Origin of the sequence: Nocardia sichangensis, assembly GCF_047200615.1 — a bacterium.
Classification (GTDB): Bacteria; Actinomycetota; Actinomycetes; order Mycobacteriales; family Mycobacteriaceae; genus Nocardia; species Nocardia sichangensis.
The window spans coordinates 21,761-39,501 of record NZ_JBJZOK010000001.1 but is presented as its reverse complement, the minus strand read 5'-3'; the positions used below and the strand labels follow the sequence as shown (position 1 = coordinate 39,501).

At 68.6% G+C, this 17,741-nt stretch carries 21 protein-coding genes; 11 read left to right on the top strand and 10 right to left on the bottom strand.

The genetic code is table 11. From position 1 onward, the window contains the following. Nucleotides 1-10 precede the first annotated feature (10 nt). On the top strand, nucleotides 11-559 hold the full coding sequence (locus ACL03I_RS00220; protein ID WP_412805060.1) for a TetR/AcrR family transcriptional regulator: 549 nt from the start codon (nucleotides 11-13) through the stop codon (nucleotides 557-559). Here the strand turns inward: ACL03I_RS00220 and ACL03I_RS00215 are convergent. From ACL03I_RS00215 to ACL03I_RS00200, 4 genes are all read right to left on the bottom strand, one after another. Continuing rightward, nucleotides 556-1,191, bottom strand: coding sequence for a class I SAM-dependent methyltransferase (locus ACL03I_RS00215; RefSeq protein WP_364424360.1), 636 nt, complete (start codon nucleotides 1,189-1,191; stop codon nucleotides 556-558). The genes ACL03I_RS00220 and ACL03I_RS00215 overlap by 4 nt on opposite strands. Nucleotides 1,192-1,204: 13 nt before the next feature. Further along, nucleotides 1,205-2,455 carry a saccharopine dehydrogenase family protein gene (locus ACL03I_RS00210; protein ID WP_355071874.1) on the bottom strand — a complete coding sequence of 417 codons (1,251 nt, stop codon included), beginning with the start codon at nucleotides 2,453-2,455 and terminating at the stop codon, nucleotides 1,205-1,207. Between the two features lie 36 nt (nucleotides 2,456-2,491). Further along, nucleotides 2,492-3,904 carry an ABC1 kinase family protein gene (locus ACL03I_RS00205; protein ID WP_355071875.1) on the bottom strand — a complete coding sequence of 471 codons (1,413 nt, stop codon included), beginning with the start codon at nucleotides 3,902-3,904 and terminating at the stop codon, nucleotides 2,492-2,494. A gap of 213 nt (nucleotides 3,905-4,117) precedes the next feature. Beyond that, on the bottom strand, nucleotides 4,118-4,786 hold the full coding sequence (locus tag ACL03I_RS00200) for a TetR/AcrR family transcriptional regulator (RefSeq protein WP_355071877.1): 669 nt from the start codon (nucleotides 4,784-4,786) through the stop codon (nucleotides 4,118-4,120). 249 nt (nucleotides 4,787-5,035) lie between these two features. On the opposite strand from ACL03I_RS00200, the gene ACL03I_RS00195 reads away from it, so the two are divergent. The 5 genes from ACL03I_RS00195 (at nucleotide 5,036) to ACL03I_RS00175 (ending at nucleotide 9,170) form a co-directional block, all read left to right on the top strand. Beyond that, nucleotides 5,036-6,379 carry a DUF445 domain-containing protein gene (locus tag ACL03I_RS00195; protein WP_355071879.1) on the top strand — a complete coding sequence of 448 codons (1,344 nt, stop codon included), beginning with the start codon at nucleotides 5,036-5,038 and terminating at the stop codon, nucleotides 6,377-6,379. A gap of 104 nt (nucleotides 6,380-6,483) precedes the next feature. Then, nucleotides 6,484-6,990 (top strand): helix-turn-helix domain-containing protein, encoded by a 507-nt coding sequence (locus ACL03I_RS00190; protein ID WP_355071881.1) that lies wholly within the window; start codon nucleotides 6,484-6,486, stop codon nucleotides 6,988-6,990. Further along, complete coding sequence (locus tag ACL03I_RS00185) at nucleotides 6,987-7,661, top strand: heparin-binding hemagglutinin (protein ID WP_355071883.1); 675 nt, start codon at nucleotides 6,987-6,989, stop codon at nucleotides 7,659-7,661. Before ACL03I_RS00190 ends, ACL03I_RS00185 begins: the two co-directional genes overlap by 4 nt. Nucleotides 7,662-7,743: 82 nt before the next feature. Beyond that, nucleotides 7,744-8,034 (top strand): DUF2516 family protein, encoded by a 291-nt coding sequence (locus tag ACL03I_RS00180; RefSeq protein WP_040870424.1) that lies wholly within the window; start codon nucleotides 7,744-7,746, stop codon nucleotides 8,032-8,034. A gap of 92 nt (nucleotides 8,035-8,126) precedes the next feature. Next, nucleotides 8,127-9,170 (top strand): alpha/beta fold hydrolase, encoded by a 1,044-nt coding sequence (locus tag ACL03I_RS00175; RefSeq protein WP_412804838.1) that lies wholly within the window; start codon nucleotides 8,127-8,129, stop codon nucleotides 9,168-9,170. Between the two features lie 22 nt (nucleotides 9,171-9,192). Here the strand turns inward: ACL03I_RS00175 and purU are convergent, their stop codons facing one another. Then, nucleotides 9,193-10,083, bottom strand: coding sequence for a formyltetrahydrofolate deformylase (gene purU / locus ACL03I_RS00170; RefSeq protein ID WP_355071886.1), 891 nt, complete (start codon nucleotides 10,081-10,083; stop codon nucleotides 9,193-9,195). A 73-nt stretch (nucleotides 10,084-10,156) separates the two neighbouring features. Here purU and ACL03I_RS00165 point away from each other — a divergent pair, with 73 nt between their 5' ends. Next, nucleotides 10,157-10,309, top strand: a complete 153-nt coding sequence (locus ACL03I_RS00165; RefSeq protein ID WP_412804837.1) for a PIN domain-containing protein — start codon at nucleotides 10,157-10,159, stop codon at nucleotides 10,307-10,309. Nucleotides 10,310-10,383: 74 nt separating this feature from the next. On the opposite strand, the gene ACL03I_RS00160 is transcribed toward ACL03I_RS00165, so the two are convergent. Continuing rightward, on the bottom strand, nucleotides 10,384-10,926 hold the full coding sequence (locus ACL03I_RS00160; RefSeq protein WP_355071887.1) for a GNAT family N-acetyltransferase: 543 nt from the start codon (nucleotides 10,924-10,926) through the stop codon (nucleotides 10,384-10,386). A 154-nt stretch (nucleotides 10,927-11,080) separates the two neighbouring features. Here ACL03I_RS00160 and deoC point away from each other — a divergent pair, with 154 nt between their 5' ends. Further along, nucleotides 11,081-11,749: a deoxyribose-phosphate aldolase gene (deoC, locus tag ACL03I_RS00155; protein ID WP_412804836.1), complete on the top strand. Its 669-nt coding sequence runs from the start codon at nucleotides 11,081-11,083 to the stop codon at nucleotides 11,747-11,749. 42 nt (nucleotides 11,750-11,791) lie between these two features. Here deoC and ACL03I_RS00150 read toward each other — a convergent pair whose 3' ends face one another. Further along, nucleotides 11,792-12,514, bottom strand: coding sequence for an LmeA family phospholipid-binding protein (locus ACL03I_RS00150; protein ID WP_355071890.1), 723 nt, complete (start codon nucleotides 12,512-12,514; stop codon nucleotides 11,792-11,794). Nucleotides 12,515-12,613: 99 nt separating this feature from the next. Between ACL03I_RS00150 and ACL03I_RS00145 the strand changes: the two genes are divergently transcribed. Then, on the top strand, nucleotides 12,614-13,222 hold the full coding sequence (locus tag ACL03I_RS00145) for a hypothetical protein (RefSeq protein WP_355071891.1): 609 nt from the start codon (nucleotides 12,614-12,616) through the stop codon (nucleotides 13,220-13,222). A 10-nt stretch (nucleotides 13,223-13,232) separates the two neighbouring features. Here ACL03I_RS00145 and ACL03I_RS00140 read toward each other — a convergent pair whose 3' ends face one another. The 3 genes from ACL03I_RS00140 to ACL03I_RS00130 form a co-directional block, all read right to left on the bottom strand. After that, nucleotides 13,233-14,039: a class I SAM-dependent methyltransferase gene (locus ACL03I_RS00140; protein ID WP_412804835.1), complete on the bottom strand. Its 807-nt coding sequence runs from the start codon at nucleotides 14,037-14,039 to the stop codon at nucleotides 13,233-13,235. Continuing rightward, a complete protein-coding gene (locus tag ACL03I_RS00135; RefSeq protein WP_355071895.1) occupies nucleotides 14,009-14,530 on the bottom strand; it encodes a DUF2505 domain-containing protein in 522 nt (173 codons plus the stop codon). Before ACL03I_RS00135 ends, ACL03I_RS00140 begins: the two co-directional genes overlap by 31 nt. 121 nt (nucleotides 14,531-14,651) lie before the next feature. Continuing rightward, nucleotides 14,652-15,137 (bottom strand): DUF2505 domain-containing protein, encoded by a 486-nt coding sequence (locus tag ACL03I_RS00130; RefSeq protein WP_412804834.1) that lies wholly within the window; start codon nucleotides 15,135-15,137, stop codon nucleotides 14,652-14,654. 201 nt (nucleotides 15,138-15,338) lie between these two features. On the opposite strand from ACL03I_RS00130, the gene ACL03I_RS00125 reads away from it, so the two are divergent. Together ACL03I_RS00125 and ACL03I_RS00120 are read left to right on the top strand one after the other, a co-directional pair. After that, nucleotides 15,339-16,433 (top strand): UDP-N-acetylmuramate dehydrogenase, encoded by a 1,095-nt coding sequence (locus tag ACL03I_RS00125; protein WP_412804833.1) that lies wholly within the window; start codon nucleotides 15,339-15,341, stop codon nucleotides 16,431-16,433. A gap of 83 nt (nucleotides 16,434-16,516) precedes the next feature. Further along, complete coding sequence (locus ACL03I_RS00120) at nucleotides 16,517-17,740, top strand: L,D-transpeptidase (RefSeq protein WP_412805059.1); 1,224 nt, start codon at nucleotides 16,517-16,519, stop codon at nucleotides 17,738-17,740. The last annotated feature ends 1 nt before the right edge of the window (nucleotide 17,741 follow it).

The following is a 17,741-nucleotide window of genomic DNA, read 5'->3' as shown; positions in this document are numbered from 1 at the left end:
GCGGGATCGAATGGTGGCAGGCGCGGCCGACATGATCCGCCGCCGCGGTCTGAACGCGACCAGCGTGCGGGAACTGGCCAAGCACGCCCAGGCTCCGCTGGGATCCACCTACCACTACTTCCCCGGCGGCAAAGCGCAGCTGGCGGCCGAAGCCGTGCGCTTCGCCGATGCGCTGGCCGCCCGCAAACTCGCGCAAGGGCTGCCCGCCGGGCCGGTCGCGGGATTGCGGTCGTTCGTCGACATGTGGCGGAAGGTTCTGGTGGACAATGATTTCCAGGCCGGCTGCCCGGTGCTCGCGGTCGCGATCGAGGGCCCGGGGGACGACGACGAGCCGCAGCGGGCCGCCGCGGCCGCGTTCGAGAACTGGACCGGCCTGCTGACGCGGTCGTTGCGCGACCACGGCGCGAGCGAGGCCGACGCCGAGCGGACCGCCACCCTGATCGTCGCCGCGGTCGAGGGCACGGTGGCGATGTGCCGGGTGGAGCGCAGCACCCTTCCGCTCGATCGGACCGTGGATAAGCTCGAGTTCCTGATCCGGGCCGTCACCGCGGAGGTCTAGTGCGCGGGCTTCGTCGCGCTGACGTACTGGAGCAGGCGATGGACCCGCTGGTCGATCTCCACCAAACCCTCCTCGGCGAACAGGGCGGGAAAGGTCCGGGCGCCGAACACCCGCAGCCCGCTCAAACCGCCGACCACGCGGCTCATCTCACCGATGGGGTTGGCCGCCCGGTGGCTGGTGGTGATGGCGATCCGGCCACCGGGAGCGAGAACGCGAATCATCTCGCGAGCGGCGACGAGTGGGTCCGGAATGAGGTAGAGCGCGCCGAAACAGCAGACCGCGTCGAAGGTTCCGTCCGCGAACGGGAGCCTGCGCGCGTCGCCGCGCAGATACCCGACGCGCGGTCCGGCGTTGTCCGCGACGGCGCGCGCCAGCATCGGCTCCGAGTAGTCCACGCCGATCGCATAGCCCTCGCCGGACAGCGCCTCACTCAGGTATCTGGTGAAATTGCCCGGTCCGCAGGCGATGTCGAGCACCTTCTGCGCGCCGCCGAGCCGCAGGGCGGTGACCGCGTCGCGGCGGTCGGACGCGGTCGTCCGCCCACTGGCGAGATAGAACAGCGCCGGCCGCCAGGCGCGTTCGTACACCGCGGCGAGCGCGGGGGCATTCATCGTCTTGCGTGCGAGATTCACCGGAGCGCGTCCCTCAGGCGCGGTCGACGGTGATCGTCATGCCCGCCGCGCGCAGTCGCTCGGTGAGGGCGTCGCCCATCGCCGCGGCCGGGGTGAGAATGCCCGCGAGCTCGGGTTGCTTCTCCGTGTCGAACGCCAGGCACAGACCGCTCTCGCCGAGCAGTACGGCGGTGGCCTGGTATCCCGGGTCGCCGGTGCCGGAGAAGGTGGCCACGTACTTCGCGCCCGAGGTGGTGTGCGCGAACGTCTTCATGCTGAACCAGCCGCTCTTGCGGGCCTGCTCGCTCGGTCCGGTGCCCGGCTTGGGCAGCACGCGATCGAGCAGCTTGCGACCCGCCGATGCCCGCGACAACAGCGCCCCCGCGGTCATGCCCGCCACGATGCCGCCCGCCATGCCCGCCGCTACCAGCGGCGCCACCCGGGACTTCCCCGCGCTCATCACTTCGCGGTAGCGGAAGTTCTTGCCGTACACCCAGCCGAGCAGGCCGTTGCTGCGGCGCACGATCTTGGTGTTGTGCGCGGCCATGACGAACGTGCTGACCCACCCGTCCAGGCTGGGGTCGATCGCGCTCGCCCGCGACAGCGCCTGATCGGACTGGCGGCCGACGTCGGGATCCATCGACCTGTCCGGGCTCAGCGAGTACGGGTGCGACATCACCTTGCCCTTGGCCGGGTCGGCGGCGATCGCCTCCATCATCGCGCGGCCGGAATCGATGGTGCCGCCGCTGACGCCGCCCTTGAGCGAAGCCACCAGCGTGACGTCGACGAGCTCACCGGTGTTGTCCTCGACCGTGCGGCGGTAGAGCTGATATACGCTCAGATCGGACGGAATCGAGTCGTAGCCGCAGGAATTCACGATCTTCGCGCCCGTGGCGACGGCCTGTTCGTGATAGTTGTCGATGGCGTCGCGGATGAACAGCGGCTCGCCGGTGAGGTCGGCGTAATGGGTGCCCGCCTTCGCGCACGCCGCTACCAGCGGCATCCCGTAGCGCAGGTACGGGCCGACGGTGGTGACCACGACCTTGGTGCGCGCCGCCAGCTCGTCGAGCGAGCTCTGGTCTGTCGAGTCGGCCACCACCAGACCCCAGTTCGCGGCCGTCGGTCCGAGGTCGTCGCGTACGGCGGTCAACTTGTCCAGCGATCGTCCCGCCAGCGCGATTCGCGCGGATTCCGGCGCGGCCTCGGTGAGATATTCCGCGGTCAGCTTGCCGACGAAACCCGTCGCGCCGAAGAGCACTAGGTCGAATTCCCGTGTGTCTGCCATGGTCTTCCGTTCTGCGGTCGTGCCGCCGTTCGGCGGCTACTTGGTGGTCTTCTTGCGCGGCCGTTGCGGCGCGGCGCGCGGGCGGTCGGCGAGCCAGGCGTGATGGGCCCGGCCGAGCTCGGTGACCGGTGGTTCGTCGTAGAGCCATTCCCTGGAGATGCGATGCCAGTTCGCGGTGCAGCCGAGGTGACCGAGCATGCCGAAGGTCAGGAAGTCGGCGCGGCGGGAGAAGAGGTGCTCCGGCGGCAGATTCTGCTGCTTCATACCGGTGAACTCGCTGGCCCTCGGATCTACCGCGAGCAGGAAGGCGCCGCTGGCGAGCTCGGGAGTGATGGTCAGTTCCTCGTCGATCAGACACCATTCCGAGGCGGCCAGTACGTATTCCAGGCACTCCTCGGCGCCGATCTCCTGCGGCGAATCGATGACGCCGCGTTGGATCATCAACTCGCGCAGGTCTTCCGCGCGATCTTCCGCCGCGGCACGCAGACAGACCAGCTCGAATTGCACGTGCTCGGCGTCCATGCGGTTGAACAATCCGAAATCCAGGAAGCCGACCCGGCCGTCGTCGGCCAGCAGCACGTTGCCCGGATGCGGGTCGCCGCAGAATTCGTTGAAGGTGAACAGCGATCCCACGTAGAACCGGTAGATGATCTCGCCGATCCGGTTGCGCTCCGCTTGGGGCAGCTGCCGGATCTCTTCGAAGCCCTTGCCCTCCACGTATTCGGTGACCAGCACCCGCGTGGTGGAGAACTCCGGCAGCGAGCGCGGGACGATGACGAACGGATGCCCGGCGTACAACTCGGCGATCTGCAACTGGGTGGCCGCTTCGGCCCGGTAGTCCAGCTCGGCCTCCATGTTCAGCCGCAGCTCGTCCAGCACCGCGGGCGTCACCCACGGCATCGCGGACTGGAGCACGCGCCGGAACATCGCGAGATTCTTCAGATCCGCGCGCACCGCGGCATCGATGCCCGGATACTGCACCTTCACCGCGACCTGGCGGCCGTCGTGTAGTCGCGCCCGGTACACCTGGCCGATCGAGGCGGCGGCGACGGGCTCGGCGTCGAACTCGGCGAAGACCGCGTCGAGCGGCTTTCCGAAATCGTCCTCGATCACCTGGCGCATGGCCGCGAAGGAGACCGTCGGGGCCGCGTTGCGCAGCACGGCCAGGCGTTTCTGGAACCGCTCCCGATGGTCCTCTGGCACCAGATCCAGATCGAGCACCGACATCATCTGGCCGAGCTTCATGGCGACGCCCTTCATGGTGCCCAGCACCGTGACCACCTGCTCGGTGGTGCGGATCATCGATTCCTCGGCCATCTTCGCCCGGACGGCCTCGGATCTGCCCCGCATGGTCAACCGCGCGCGCTGGGTGCGAAGCACCGAACTGGCTGCCACCGCGCCCAGCTTCGTGCCACGAGCAAGCCGAGAGGTCGGTACTTGCTTCGCCATCGAGGTACCTCCGTTGGTGCCGCGGTCGGAGCGACGGACGCGGGCGGCAGCGTGCGGGACACCCGCACGGACCGCCGTCGAGTACGGCGCCTGCGGTGACGCAACGCACTCGGCGCACCGCTCGGGTTCAGACTAGCCAAGGATTCGGCAAAGTCGAGAGTGCTGGTGAACTTTTGCAAGCGCTCCAGCTAGCACCAGGGTCGATGGCTCGATTCAGTCTTGCGCCGGCGTCTCGGGGGCGGGCAGCACATGCTGCTGCGCGTTGAACGCGGCGGGCGAACCGCCCGCGCGGGCCATGCCCTCGATGGCGCTCCAGGCGAGCATGGTGAGGTAATCGATCACGTCCTCGCGGGACAGCGACTTGTTGGTGGTCCACCAGTGCGTGGCCAGCTGGATGCCACCGACCAGCACGTACGACGCCAGCGCGGCGCCCTCGGTCGCCACGCCCCGGTCCTTGGCGCGATCGGTGATCACCGCGCACACCACCTCGGCGAAGAGCTTCTCGAACTCCGCGAGCGAGGACTGGTCGGCCGAGCCGTTGCCCATGATGAAGCGGTAGACCTCGGGGTCCTCGTCGACCGTGCCGACGTACTCGGCCAGGGCCGAGCGCACCAGCTGGTATTCGTCCGCGTCCAGGCTGATCGCGCCGTACACCCGCGGCATCAGCGTGGTCTCGATGAACCGCTGCATGGTCGCGTGGACGAGGTCGTTCTTGTCGGAGAAGTAGCGGTAGAGCACGGTCTTGGAGACGCCGATCTCCGCGGCGATCTCGTCCATGCCCGCGTTGCTGCCGCGCGCGCGCACGGCGGCGAGAGTGCCGTCGACGAGTTCCTCCCTGCGGTCGATCTTGTGTTGCCGCCACCGGCGCTTGCGGCCGTCCATCCGGCCGCCGCGCACCGCCGACGGTCGCTCGCCGACATCGACAAGGTCTTCGGTGGACAGCGTGGGCTCCCTCGTTCGTAAGTGCTCCGGTAGCTACCAGCTTAGGTCCCCGATACCCGTGATATGCGCTTTTGAGCCCGGATGCGGTAGGAACCACAGTCCGGGCGTGTCCGGCGCCCGGCACGTCCGGTTTGTGCGCAGGCACTCACCCCGCTCGCTCACTTCGCCGCGCACAGCAGAATGGGAGGCATGGAGAAAGCTCCCGGCAACACCGCGGTGCTGAACGCCCGGGGCGACCGCGCCGGAGACGCCGCCGCGCCCCTCGGCTTCGCCGCCGTGCTCGACGAGGCGGCCAAGCGTCGTGACCTCTGGCGGATGAAGGCGTTCGCCACCGGGCTGCTCGCCTTGGCCACCGCGATCTATCTGTTCTGCCGCTGGACCGAATCGCGCGGGGCGGGCGGCGACTGGGTCGGCTACCTGCGGGCCGCATCGGAGGCGGGCATGGTCGGCGCCCTGGCGGACTGGTTCGCGGTGACCGCCCTGTTCCGTCATCCACTCGGCCTGCCCATCCCGCACACGGCGATCATCCGGCGGAAGAAAGACCAGCTCGGCGCCAGTCTCGGTACGTTCGTCGGCACGAACTTCCTGGCGCCCGAGGTGGTGTCGGCCAAGGTGAACTCGGCGCAGATCTCCTGGCGGGTCGGGCGCTGGATGGCCGATCCGGGTCATGCCGCGCGCGTGGCGCAGGAGAGCTCGACCATCCTGCGCGCCGTCGTCGGCGTACTGCGCGACGAGGACGTGGAGCAGGTCATCGACAACACCATCGTCAAGCGGATCGCCGAGCCGCTGTGGGGTCCGCCGATCGGAAGGGTGCTGGCGGAACTGCTCGCCGACAACCGGCAGTTGGCGTTGCTGGATCTGCTCGCCGAGCGCGCGCACCAGTGGGCGCTCGGATCCCAGGAGACGATCGATCGGATCGTCTTGCGGGACGCGCCGCAGTGGGCGCCGAAATTCGTCAACATCTTGCTTTCCGAACGGATCTACCGGGAACTGGTCGAGTTCACCTGGAAAGTCCGCTCCAATCCGGAGCACGAGGTCCGTCTCGCCGCGAACCGGTTCCTGGAGGAATTCGCCGAGGACCTGCAATTCGATGACGCCATGATCAAAAAGGCGGAGCGGATCAAGGCGCAGATCATGGGCCGGGAGGAGATCACCGGACTCGCGTCGGCCACCTGGCGCGCGGCGAAGCGGCTGATCCTGGAGTCCGCCGACGATCCGAGCAGCACGCTGCGGCGCAAGGTCGCCGAAAACGTGCAGCAGCTCGGCGAGCGCTTGCGCGACGACGCGGACATGCGGGCCAAGGTCGACAACTGGATCGATCGCGGCGCGCGCTACTTGGTGGAAAACTATGCCGGTGAGATCAGCACCCTGGTCACCGACACGGTTGCCCGGTGGGATGCCGAGGAAGCCAGCAAGAAGATCGAATTGCAGGTCGGCCGGGATCTGCAATTCATCCGCATCAACGGAACCGTCGTCGGTTCGCTTGCCGGACTGACGATCTACACGATTTCCCACTTGATGTTCGGCGGTTGATCCGCGGCGTGCGGAACGTTTGCCGAAACGCTGCTAGCAGACTGCTTGCAATAGCTAGCACCCTGACCTAGAATCGAATTCGTACAACCGCCAGAAGGTGAGTGATGGCTGACCAGCCCGAGGTTTCCGCCGAGTACACCGAGAGATCGGACGAGCATTCGTCCGGCATCGGCGAACGAGGGGGTCGCGTCGTCAGTGCGGCGCACGACATCGGAGGCTTCATCAGGGCGCAGCGGGAAGCCGCGCAAGTCTCGTTGCGTCAACTCGCCCAGCTGGCGGGGGTGAGCAATCCGTATCTCAGCCAGATCGAGCGCGGACTGCGAAATCCATCCGCCGAAGTGCTCACGCAGATCGCGAAAGCGCTGCGGGTCTCCTCGGAGGTCTTGTACGTACGGGCTGGCTATCTCGAGCAGCGGCCGCACAGTCCGGTCCGGGACGCACTGCTCGCCGACACGTTCATCAGTGAGCGGCAGAAGCAGGTGCTGCTGGACATCTATGAATCGTTTCGCCGGGAAAACGGAGGAAACGAGGTAGGGGGGGACGTATGGGACAGCGACGTTCCGCGCACGACAACCGAAACTCCGCCACGCCAGGAGAACGAAACACCATGACCGAGAAGAACGCCACCGTCACCAAGCCCCTGCTCGCCACCGTCGGCGCGGGTGACGCCCTCTACGCCGCCGTCAACGACGTTTTCGCGCAGGTGCGCGAGCGTGCGGCCGCCACCGAGGTGCAGGCCCGGGTGGAGGAGGCGCGCGAGCGCTTCGCCAACGTTCCCGCCGACGTCCAGGACCGGTTCGAGTCGCTGCGTGAGCGGCTGTCCGGCCTGCCGTCGGAGCTGCCGGACGACCTCGCCGAACTGCGCGAGCGGTTCACCGCCGAGGAGCTGCGGGCGCTGGCCGAGAAGTACTACCGGCAGGCGCTGGACATCTACGCCGACCTCGCCGTCCGCGGTGAGGAGACGATCGAGCGGCTGCGCGCCAACCAGGTCGTCGACGAGCGGATCGGCAAGGTCGAGACGCTGTACGGCGACGCGGTCAGCCGCGCCGAGGACGTGCTCGGGCGCGTCAACGGACTGATCGGCCGCCCGGCGAAGGAGGCCGAGCTCGCGGCCGACGAAGAGATCGACCCGGCGCCGGTCGTCGAGGCCGAGGTCGTCGAGGTGACCACCGAGGCCACCCCGGCTCCGGTCGTGAACGGTGAGGCCAAGAAGGCTCCGGCCAAGAAGGCCCCCGCGGCCAAGAAGGCTCCGGCCAAGAAGGCCGCTCCCAAGAAGCCCTGAACGGCCCGCGGCTGAAGCGATTCGACGCCCTCGCGCACCCCTGGTGTGCGAGGGCGTTGCTTCTATGATGGGTGAGGTGAATATGGTGCACGGATTGACCGGGATGATCCTGCTGGTGCTGTGGCTGGCGGCGCTCGGTGCGACGATTTTCGCGCTGATCCACGCCGTGCGTCAGCGTCCGGACGCGTTCACCGCGGTGGACAAACTGACCAAGCCGATCTGGCTGGCGATTCTCGGGGCGGCTGTGCTCGTGCTCCTGCTCTCCCCCGCGGGTCTGGGCCTGCTCTCCTTCGCGGCGATCATCGCCACGGGCGTCTACTTGGCCGACGTCCGGCCCAAGGTGGACGAGGTGCAGCGGGGTCCGCGCTGGTGAGGGCGGAGTTCGCCGACAGGTAAGGGTGCTTGCACTAGCAAGCGGCGCAAATCGGGGTTACTGTATCTAGCAGTAACACAAAGGAGTGTCCGATGCGTGCCATGCTGCCGACCGCGTTGACGAGCTTCCGGGGCCTGCTCCGGAGCTGGCGCGACGCGCACAGCGCCGACTTGCGGTCGCGTACCTACCAGACCGCCGCGTTCAACGCGCCGACCGCGCCTCGCGAGGTGATTCCGGTCCAGACCGGTGACGGCGTCCGACTGCGCGTACACGCCTACGGCCCGTCGGATGCCCCCGCCATCGTGCTCGTCCACGGGTGGACCTGCTGCCTCGAATACTGGAATCCGCAGATCAACGCGTTCGCCGGTGACTATCGGGTGATCGCCTACGACCAGCGCGGCCACGGCGAGAGCGAATACGGGTCGAGCGAGCTGACCATGGAGCTGCTGGCCGACGACTTGGCCGCCGTGCTCGACGCCGCGCTCGCGCCCGGGCAGCGGGCCGTGCTCGTCGGCCACAGCCTCGGCGGCATGACACTGCAGGCCTGGGCGGGACGCTATCCCGAGCGGGTCGCGCATCAGGCGCTCGCGGTGCTGCTGACCAATACCGCGGCGGACCGGTTGATCCTGGAGACGACGGTCGTGCCGCTGCTGAACCGTCCGCTGCGGCTGCTGCAGTTGAAGGTGCCGCTGCCGTTCCTGTTCGGCAGGCTCGGGCTCGGCGCCCCGATGGTCTTCCCGCCCATCGCGCCGGTGCGCTGGCTGTTCGCGCGTCAGATCCTCAGCACCGCGGCCAAAGGCGAGCTGTTGGATTTCAGCATGGCCATCGTGCGGTCGTGTCCCGCGCGGGTGCGCGCCAAGTTCGGTTTCCTGCTGGCCACGATGGATGTCGGGGAGTCGGCCCGGAATCTGGTGGTCCCCACGACGGTGATCTCGGGGCAGTTCGACGACATGACGCCGCCGGTGCACTCCGAGCGGATCGTCGAAATGCTCCGGCAGACCGGCAGTCTCGCGCGCTATCAGGTGCTGCCCACGGGGCATCTCGGCAATGCCGAGGCCTACGTGCGGTTCAACGAGGAACTCGCGCGCGTCCTCGCCGCCACGCGCAAGTCCAGCCGCGCCGACCTCGCGGGCTGACGCGCCCAGACGCTCGCGCCGGTCAGGAGAAGACGACCGTCCGGCGGCCGTGCACCAGGACGCGGCCCTCCAGATGCCAGCGCAGCCCGCGCGCCAGAACCACCCGCTCGATGTCGCGACCTTGGCGGACCATGTCGCGCACTTCGTCCGCGTGGTCGATGCGGATGACGTCCTGCTCGATGATCGGGCCCGCGTCCAGTTCCGGGGTCACGTAGTGGCAGGTTGCTCCGATCAGCTTCACGCCACGGGCGAAAGCCTGGTGGTACGGGCGAGCGCCGACGAACGAGGGCAGGAAGCTGTGATGGATGTTGATCGCCTTGCCCGCCCAGTGTTCGCACAACTCGGCCGGCAGCACCTGCATGAACCGCGCCAGCACCACCGCGTGCGGATCGTGCGCGTCCACCAGGGCGCGGACCTCTTCGAACGCGGGACCGCGCTCGGCCGGGTCCTTCGGGAACGGCACGTGATGGAACTTCACCCCGTGCGCCTCGGTCATCGCCGCCAGATCCGGATGGTTGCCGATCACCGCCTCGATGGTGGCGGGCAGTTCACCGCTGGCGGCGCGTCCGAGCAAATCGTGCAGACAATGGCCGTCCTTGCTGACCAGCAGGACCGCGCGACGGCGCGCGCCGGAGTCCAGCAGTTGCCATTCGCTCTCCGGCCCCAGTTCCGCCGCCACCCCGGCGAACCGGTCACGCAGCTCCGCGATGCCGAACGGCACCGTCGCGGCCCTGATCGCCTGACGCGTGAAGAACCAGCCGGTATCCGCGTCGGAGTGATACCCCGCCTCCACGATCGAGCCGCCGAACTCGGCGATGAACGACGTGATCCGGGCGATGATGCCCGGCCGATCCGGGCAGCCGAGAGTCAGCACGTAGCGGCGTTCGTCCGAGACGGGTGGAGCGGAACTCATGGGGTTCATCCTCCCAGGTGCACCGCCGGGCATTTGCCGCGCCTTCGCCGAGCGCTCGACAAGGTGTCCCCAAGTGCGATCGCCGACTGCCGACGGCTATATCGCCGCGACGGCCGGCGCCGCTCGGATGGCCGTCGCCACTCGCGATACCGCGCCGTTCCGAGCAGCCGGGGTGTCCGTCATCGACCCGTGGGACTCGCGCCGGGACCGTTCGCCCGCAGGGTGAGCCGGAAGCTGAGCATCAGGTCGGCTGCGGCGCAGGTCGTCTGTGCAGTATGCGTCCGAGTCGAGCGGTGGTGCTCAGAGGTTGTAAAACGGTTCGGCGTAGTGGAATTCGCCGGCGATCTGGGAGTCGTAGGCCGAGAGGGAGCGGACCTGGAAGTGGCTGATCCACGACGGGTCGTCGGGGGTGATGCCGAGGCGGGCGGCGGGGACGAAACCGAAGCGCGGGTAGAACTCCAGGCTGCCGAGCAGGCCGATCAGTGGTTCGTCGAGGGCGTCCGCGGCGCCGAGCGCCGCGTGCATGAGGGCGGAACCGACTCCGGCGCCCTGATGGTCGGCGAGAACGCCGATCGGGCCGAGCGCCAGCACGGGGAACGGGCCGACGGCGGCTCTGGTCAAGCACAGGTGGCCGACCACGCTGTCGTGCTCGATCGCCACCAGCGAGAGCGTCGGGATCCAACCCTCGTCACTGCGCAGCTGGGCGACCAGGTCGACCTCGGGCGGGTCGGCGCCGGGGCGGCCACCGGACGCGGCGGCGGGGGCATAGCGCGGTGCGAATGCGCTGCGATGCACCGCCGCGATGGCAGTGGCGTCGTCGACGCGTTCGCGACGGATCAGCACGGTCGTCTCCTCCCGAACGAAGTAGGGCCCATCCGCACACGTTAGTCAGCGACCGTGGCGTCACGTTGTCCGATGCGCCATCAGCTACGAGTGTGCGCGAACTGCCGCCAGGCGCGCAACGGAATTCGATTCCGGTGTGCCAGACTCTCACCCCATGGCAAGTTCCACGTCGCTGACCAGGGCCGAAGTGGCCGCCATGATCGATCACACGCTGCTCGCCCCGGAGGCGACGCCCGCGCAGGTCGGCGCGTTGATCGAAGACGCACGGATGCTTGGCGTCCTGGCGATCTGTGTGTCGCCGTCCATGTTGCCGGTGCGCGCGCCGGGACTGGTGGTCGCGACGGTCGCCGGATTCCCTTCGGGGAAGCATCATTCGCTGGTCAAAGGCGCCGAGGCGCGGCTCGCGGTGGATCAGGGCGCCGCCGAGGTGGACATGGTCATCGATGTCGGCGCGGCTCGCGCGGGTGATTACACGGCGGTGCTGTCCGACATCGTCACGGTCCGCGAGGCGATCGGGGATCGGGCGCTGTTGAAAGTGATCATCGAGTCCGCCGCGCTGCCGGACGAAGCGATCGTGCAGGTGTGCCGGGTCGCCGAACGCGCGGGCGCCGATTTCGTGAAGACCTCCACGGGATTTCACCCCGCGGGCGGCGCGAGCGCGCACGCGGTGCGGTTGATGGCCGAGACGGTCGGCGACAGGCTCGGCGTCAAGGCCAGTGGCGGCATCCGGACCGCCGAGGCGGCCGCGGAGCTGATCGCGGCGGGCGCGACCCGGCTCGGGCTGTCGAAATCGCGTGAAGTGCTCGATGGTTTCCCGAGCTGACCGTCAAAGCGCAAGGCCCGGAGGCCGTGCGGCGGTGCGCGTTCAGCAGCGCGTGTCGGAGCCGTTGCCCGCCTGCTCGAGCTGGGTACGCCCGCCGGAGAGGTGGACGTCGACGCCGGAGTCGGTGACCTTCAGGTCGGTCGCCGCCATGCCGAGCGGGTAGCTCTGCAGGCTCTTGGTGAACAGGTCGACGATGCTCTGCACCAGGTCGGAGGGCAGGCCGATGCCGAGCAACTCCGCCGACATCGTCTCCACCTTGACCATGCCGTTCACGATCTGCGGCTTCAACTGGAGTTCGGCGAAGCCGCCGAGCACCGACAGGGTGAGCATGCCGGTACTCGCCGAGGAACTCACCCCGCTGACCATGCCGCCGAGGGTCTCTTTGATCCCCTCGTTGCTCCAGGTGACGTCGGCCGAGGAACTGCCGATCTCGCTGCCGTTCTGGTCGGCGACGTCGACGTCGCGGAAGACGGCGTGCACCACCATCCCGACGGCGGGACCGAACTTGGTGTCGGCACTGTTCACCTTGACCGTCGGCACCTTGCCGTCGATCCAGGTGAGCAGCATCGGCTTGGGCCCGAAGCTCACGTCGATCTTCGACCCCATCTCCTTCTCGAACTGCGAGCTGATGCAGTTCGACACCGTGTGCCTGGCGTAGGCCTCGCCGCCGACCAAGACCGTGGCGAGCAGAATCGCTACCACGGTCAGGGCGATCAGCAGGGTCCGCCGGTTGATCGTCGAGGGCGAGGTTGCGTTCGTACTCATGGCCAAAATTCTTCCCGACCTTTCTGTGCCGTCTCTGAGGAGGTCGTGAGGGGTTCGAATGTGACATGAAGCACAAAAATCGAGCGTAGCCTGATGCCCATGGCCGGCGATGAGGCAAGCCGCGCGATCGGATCCGCGGAACAAGGATGGCGTGTTCTGCGCCGCTGGGCCGGTCGGCACGCCGGTTTCTTCACGACTCGCCAGGTGCTGCGCACCGGGTGCGGAGCGCGGGTGCGAGCAGCCCTTGGTGATGGTTCGGTGACGAGGGCCGGAGTCGGCATGCTCCGGTTGGCCGGGTGGCCGGACGGCCCGCTCGACGAATACGCGATGTGGGCGGCCTGGTTCGACGGCGCCGCGGTCGTCTCCCATCAGAGTGCGGCGGAGTTGCACGGGCTCGGCAGCCTGTGCCCGCGGTTCCTGCACCTGTCGGCGCGTGCGGGACGTCCGCCGGTGACGCCGCGGCTGGTGGTCGTGCGCCGAACGCTGGCAGGCGCCGACGTGGAATCGGCGGGTGCGTTCCTGGTGACGACGCCGGTCCGCACGGTGCTCGACCTGGCGGAGGCCGATATCGGGCAGTCCGCCTTGAACGAGGTGGTGGCCGACGCGGTCGCGATCCACCGGTGCGCGGGCGAGGAGATCACCGACGCGGGTGCGCGCTTGTCGCCGCGCGCCGCGCGACGGGTATATCAGGCGCTTGCCGTAGCGTGACGAAACCGCGCTAGCTCGTACCGAGCGGCGCGACCGCCGACCACGGCACCGACAGCACGTTGTCGCGCAGGCGGCGGCGGTAGTGGCGGATCGGGAAGCCTTCCGCGTGCAGCGCCCGCGCCGCCGCGCGCCAGCGGACCCGGGGGCCATATGGTGCCATCGGCGCGGCGTGGGCCCACGCGCGATCGGCGGCGGTCAGCAGCGCGTGAATCGGCTCACCGGGAACGTTGCGGTGGATCAACGCTTTCGGCAAGCGTTCGGCGAGGTCGGAGGGACGCTCGACGGTGAAAGGATCCCAGGCCAGCGTGAGCGAGCGCGGTCCGTGCCGGTCGAGCAGGATCCATGCGCAGCGTCTGCCCAATTCGTCGCAGGTGCCGTCGACCAGCACCCCGTCCGGCGCCAGCCCGGCCAGCACCGTCGACCATGCCTCGCCGACCGCCGCTTCCGGGTACTGCCGCAGGACGTTGAAGGCGCGCACCAGGACCGGCCGCAGCCCGGCCAATTCGAATCCGCCCCGTGCGAAGGCGACGCCGTCGCGGCCGGCCACCACGCGCTGCGGGTCGATCTCCAATCCGACCACGCGCACGTCGGCGCGGATCGTGCGCAGCCTAGCGGCCAGCTCGAACGTGGTCCACGGGCTCGCGCCGTACCCGAGATCGACGACCAGCGGATCGGGCGCACCGCGCAACCGGTCGGCGACGAATTCGTCGTTGATCAGCCAGCGGTCGCTGCGGCGGAGACGATTGACGGCGGTGGTGCCACGAGTGATATTGCCGACCGGTTTGGTCAGCGAGTGGGGTGTTGTTCTTCCAGCCACTGAACCGTGAACTCGGCCTCGCCGCGGAACAGGTCGACCAGGTTCACCAGCATCAGCTGTTCCAGGCGCGGACCCACCATGGGGATGAAAACTTTCGCCTCCGACGAGAAGCGCATGGTGCAGCCGGTGTCGGTGGGGAACAGGCGGATGGTGCCGCCGAGGCTGCCGGGGCCTGCGGGAATGGACGCCGAGTACTTGCCGGTGGTCTCCTCCGCGGCGTACGGGCTGTAGAACTCCTTGCGAGTGATCACCATGTCCTTGCGCATCACCGTCTGCGCGATTTCCGGCAGCATGTCGCGGGGGAGGACGTGGTGCAGCTCGACCGTGATCCCGTCGTCGCCCGCCTCCAGCCGGACCACCTCGTTGCCGGGGGTGTACTTCCGCATCTCGCCCATCCGCGCGTCCCAGTAATCGCGGTTCGACAGCGCCGCGTACAGCTCTTTTGTGGTGTGCAGCGGATAGCGGGCGGAGTAGTCCAATCGGCGTGCCATGGGCTCACACGTTACTGGGTCCGGCGGCGCCGACCTCGATGGGCGGGTGGAGTGCGGAACTGACACGAAGGCCGAGACCGCGCGATGTGACGTCGAACAGTGACCGTGCTCTCGAGGCCGGTCAGTGCGCCGTGAGCCACTTGCCGGTGAACTCCGCCTCGTTCTTCAGCAGCTCGGTGAGGTGCTCGGCGATCGCCTTCTCGATCTTGCTGCCGAACAGCGGAATCTTCACCTCGATGGTGCCGTCGACCGTGGTGACGGCGCCGGAGCCGTCGGCGGCCAAGGCGATGGCGCCGCGGACCTCGGCGGGCGCGCCCTCGACGCGGGCCTCGAAGGTGGCCTGGTCCCCGGTCCAGTGCTCGACGCGCGGGATGATCAGATCGCCGGGCCGCACCGCGGTGATCGCGGCGGGGAGCTGTTCGGCGGGGATGGCCTGCACCATCTCGACGCGCACCTCGTCACCGCCGATGGTGACCGACTCCAGCCGGGCATTGGGGCCGCCGACCTCCGCGATGCGATCCTTCCAGTACTGGTCGTTCGCGAACGCCGCGCGCACCGCGGCGGTCGGATGGGTGTAGCGGGCCGTGTACGCCAGCGGTGTAGCCATGGGTCCACACGCTACCGTGTGGCGCTCGAGTCACACGAGTCATGCTGTCGGATCTGCTCGCGGGCGGAGAATGCCAGCGTGTAGCTGTCAGCGCACCCGCTGCTGTTCGGCATTCGAGCTACCCGAGCGGTGCTATCCGATCCGCTCGCGGGCTGATACACCAGCGTGTAGCTGTCGGCGCGCACGCTACCGTTTAGCATCGTGCGAACTTCACGAGTGGTGCCGTCGGATCTCCTCGCCGATACCGGCGCGCGGCTATGCGCCGACGTGCGGTTGGCGGAGCTGACCACGCTGCGAGTGGGTGGACCCGCCCTGGTCGCCGAATGCGCGACGACCGAAGCATTGGTCGCGACGGTCCGTGCGCTGGACGCGGCGGGTGTCCCGGTGCTGCTGCTCGCGGGTGGCTCGAATCTGCTGATCGGCGACGACGGCTTCGACGGCGTCGTGGTGCGGATCGCCACCGGCGGCGTCGAGATCGGCGACGGCGGCGTGGTCGCCGAGGCGGGCGCGGACTGGGACGCCGTGGTGCGGGCGACGGTCGAGGCGGGTCTCGGAGGATTGGAGTGTCTGTCCGGCATTCCCGGTTCGGCGGGTGCGACGCCCGTGCAGAACGTCGGCGCCTACGGCGCGGAGGTGGCGAATCTGCTGCGCCGGGTGCGCCTGCTGGATCGCGCCAGCGGTGAGATCCGGTGGGTGGAGCCCGCGGAACTCGGTTTCGGTTACCGCACCAGCGTGCTCAAGCACCGTGACGAGGCCGTCGTGCTCGCGGTCGATTTCGCGCTGCGCGCAGACGGTTCCAGCGTGCCGCTGCGTTACGGCGAGCTGGCCTCGGCGCTGGGCGCCGCGGACGGCGAGTCCCGCCCCGCGGCCGAGGTGCGGGAAGCGGTGCTGCGGTTGCGTGCGGGCAAGGGCATGGTTCTCGATCCGGCCGACCACGACACCTGGAGCGTGGGTTCGTTTTTCACCAATCCGGTGGTCGCGCCGGAGCGGGTGGCCCAGGTGCGCGCCGCGATCGCCGCTCATCTGGGCGACGTCGCGGTCCCGACCTATCCGGCGCCGGACGGAGTCAAGTTCTCCGCGGGCTGGCTAATCGAGCGGGCCGGTTTCGCCAAGGGCTTCCCCGGCGACGGTGCGCCCGCCCGGCTGTCGACGAAACACACACTGGCGCTGACCAATCGCGGCGGCGCCAGTGCGGCCGATGTGGTGGCGCTGGCCAGGACGGTCCGCGACGGCGTGGCCGAGCGTTTCGGGATCCGGCTGGAACCCGAACCGGTCACGGTGGGTCTCACCCTCTGACCCGTTGAGGCCGACACCACACGCTGCGTCGACGGGTCGGCGCGCGCGCCGCGCGTAGATTCGACGAAGTGAACCACCGCACGATGATCCGCCGATCGGTTGCCGTGGTGTCGGCCCTCCTGCTCGTGGTCGTCGCTCTGGTGGCCGGTTGCACGATAGACCGCGGCTCCGGAAAGCCGCGTGCCGCTGCCGGTCCGATCGCCAAAGCGACGTTGACCCCCGCCGCCGACGCCACGAACGTCAACCCGACAACGCCGGTCTCGGTGACGATCAGCGACGGCACGATCGATCAGGTCGCGCTGACCAACGTCGCGGGCAAGCAGGTCCGCGGCGAACTCGCGCCGGACCGGCGCGCTTACACCATCACCGAGCCGCTCGGCTACGACGCCACCTACGCCTGGTCCGGCACCGCCGTCGGCGCCGACGGCAAGCCGATCCCGATCGACGGCTCGTTCCACACCCTGAAGCCCAAGAGCACCGTCCCCGCGACCCTGAACATCGGCGACAACCAGGAGGTCGGCATCGCGGCGCCGATCATCCTGCAGTTCAAGTCCTCCGTCACGAACAAGGCGGCGGTGGAGAAGGCGCTCACGATCACCACCGACCCGCCCACCGAGGGCGCGTGGGCCTGGTTCCCGGACGACGGCGGCTCCCGCCTGCACTGGCGTCCGAAGAACTACTGGACACCGGGGACCGCCGTGCACGTCTCGGCCCGCCTCTACGGCCTCGACCTCGGTGGCGGCAACTACGGCGATTCCGATCTGACCACCGATTTCCGCATCGGCCGCAGCCAGATCGTCAAGGCGAGCGCCCCGAGTCACCGCATGCAGGTCGTCCGCGACGGACGGACGGTCTTCGATTTCGCCGTCAGTTACGGCGAGGGCAACGAGGCGCGCAACGTGACTCGTTCCGGTGTCCACGTGGTCACCGAGAAGTACGAAGACTTCATGATGTCGAACCCGCCGTTCTACACCAATGTTCGCGAACGCTGGGCGGTACGCATCTCCAACAACGGCGAATTCATCCACGCCAACCCGGAATCGCTGTCGGCGCAAGGGTCGGCGAACGTCACCAACGGCTGCATCAATCTGTCGCCCGGTGATGCCCAGGCTTATTTCCCCACGTCCCTGTACGGCGATCCGGTCGAGGTGACCGGAACCTCGATCCCGCTCTCGGCCGCCGACGGCGACCTCTACGACTGGACCATCGACTGGGACACCTGGAAAACCATGACGGCGTTGCGGGGCGCGCCGTCCGCCGTGGTCTCCGCCACACCCCTGCCCCCGCAGCCCGCGGGGGCGCGCTGAC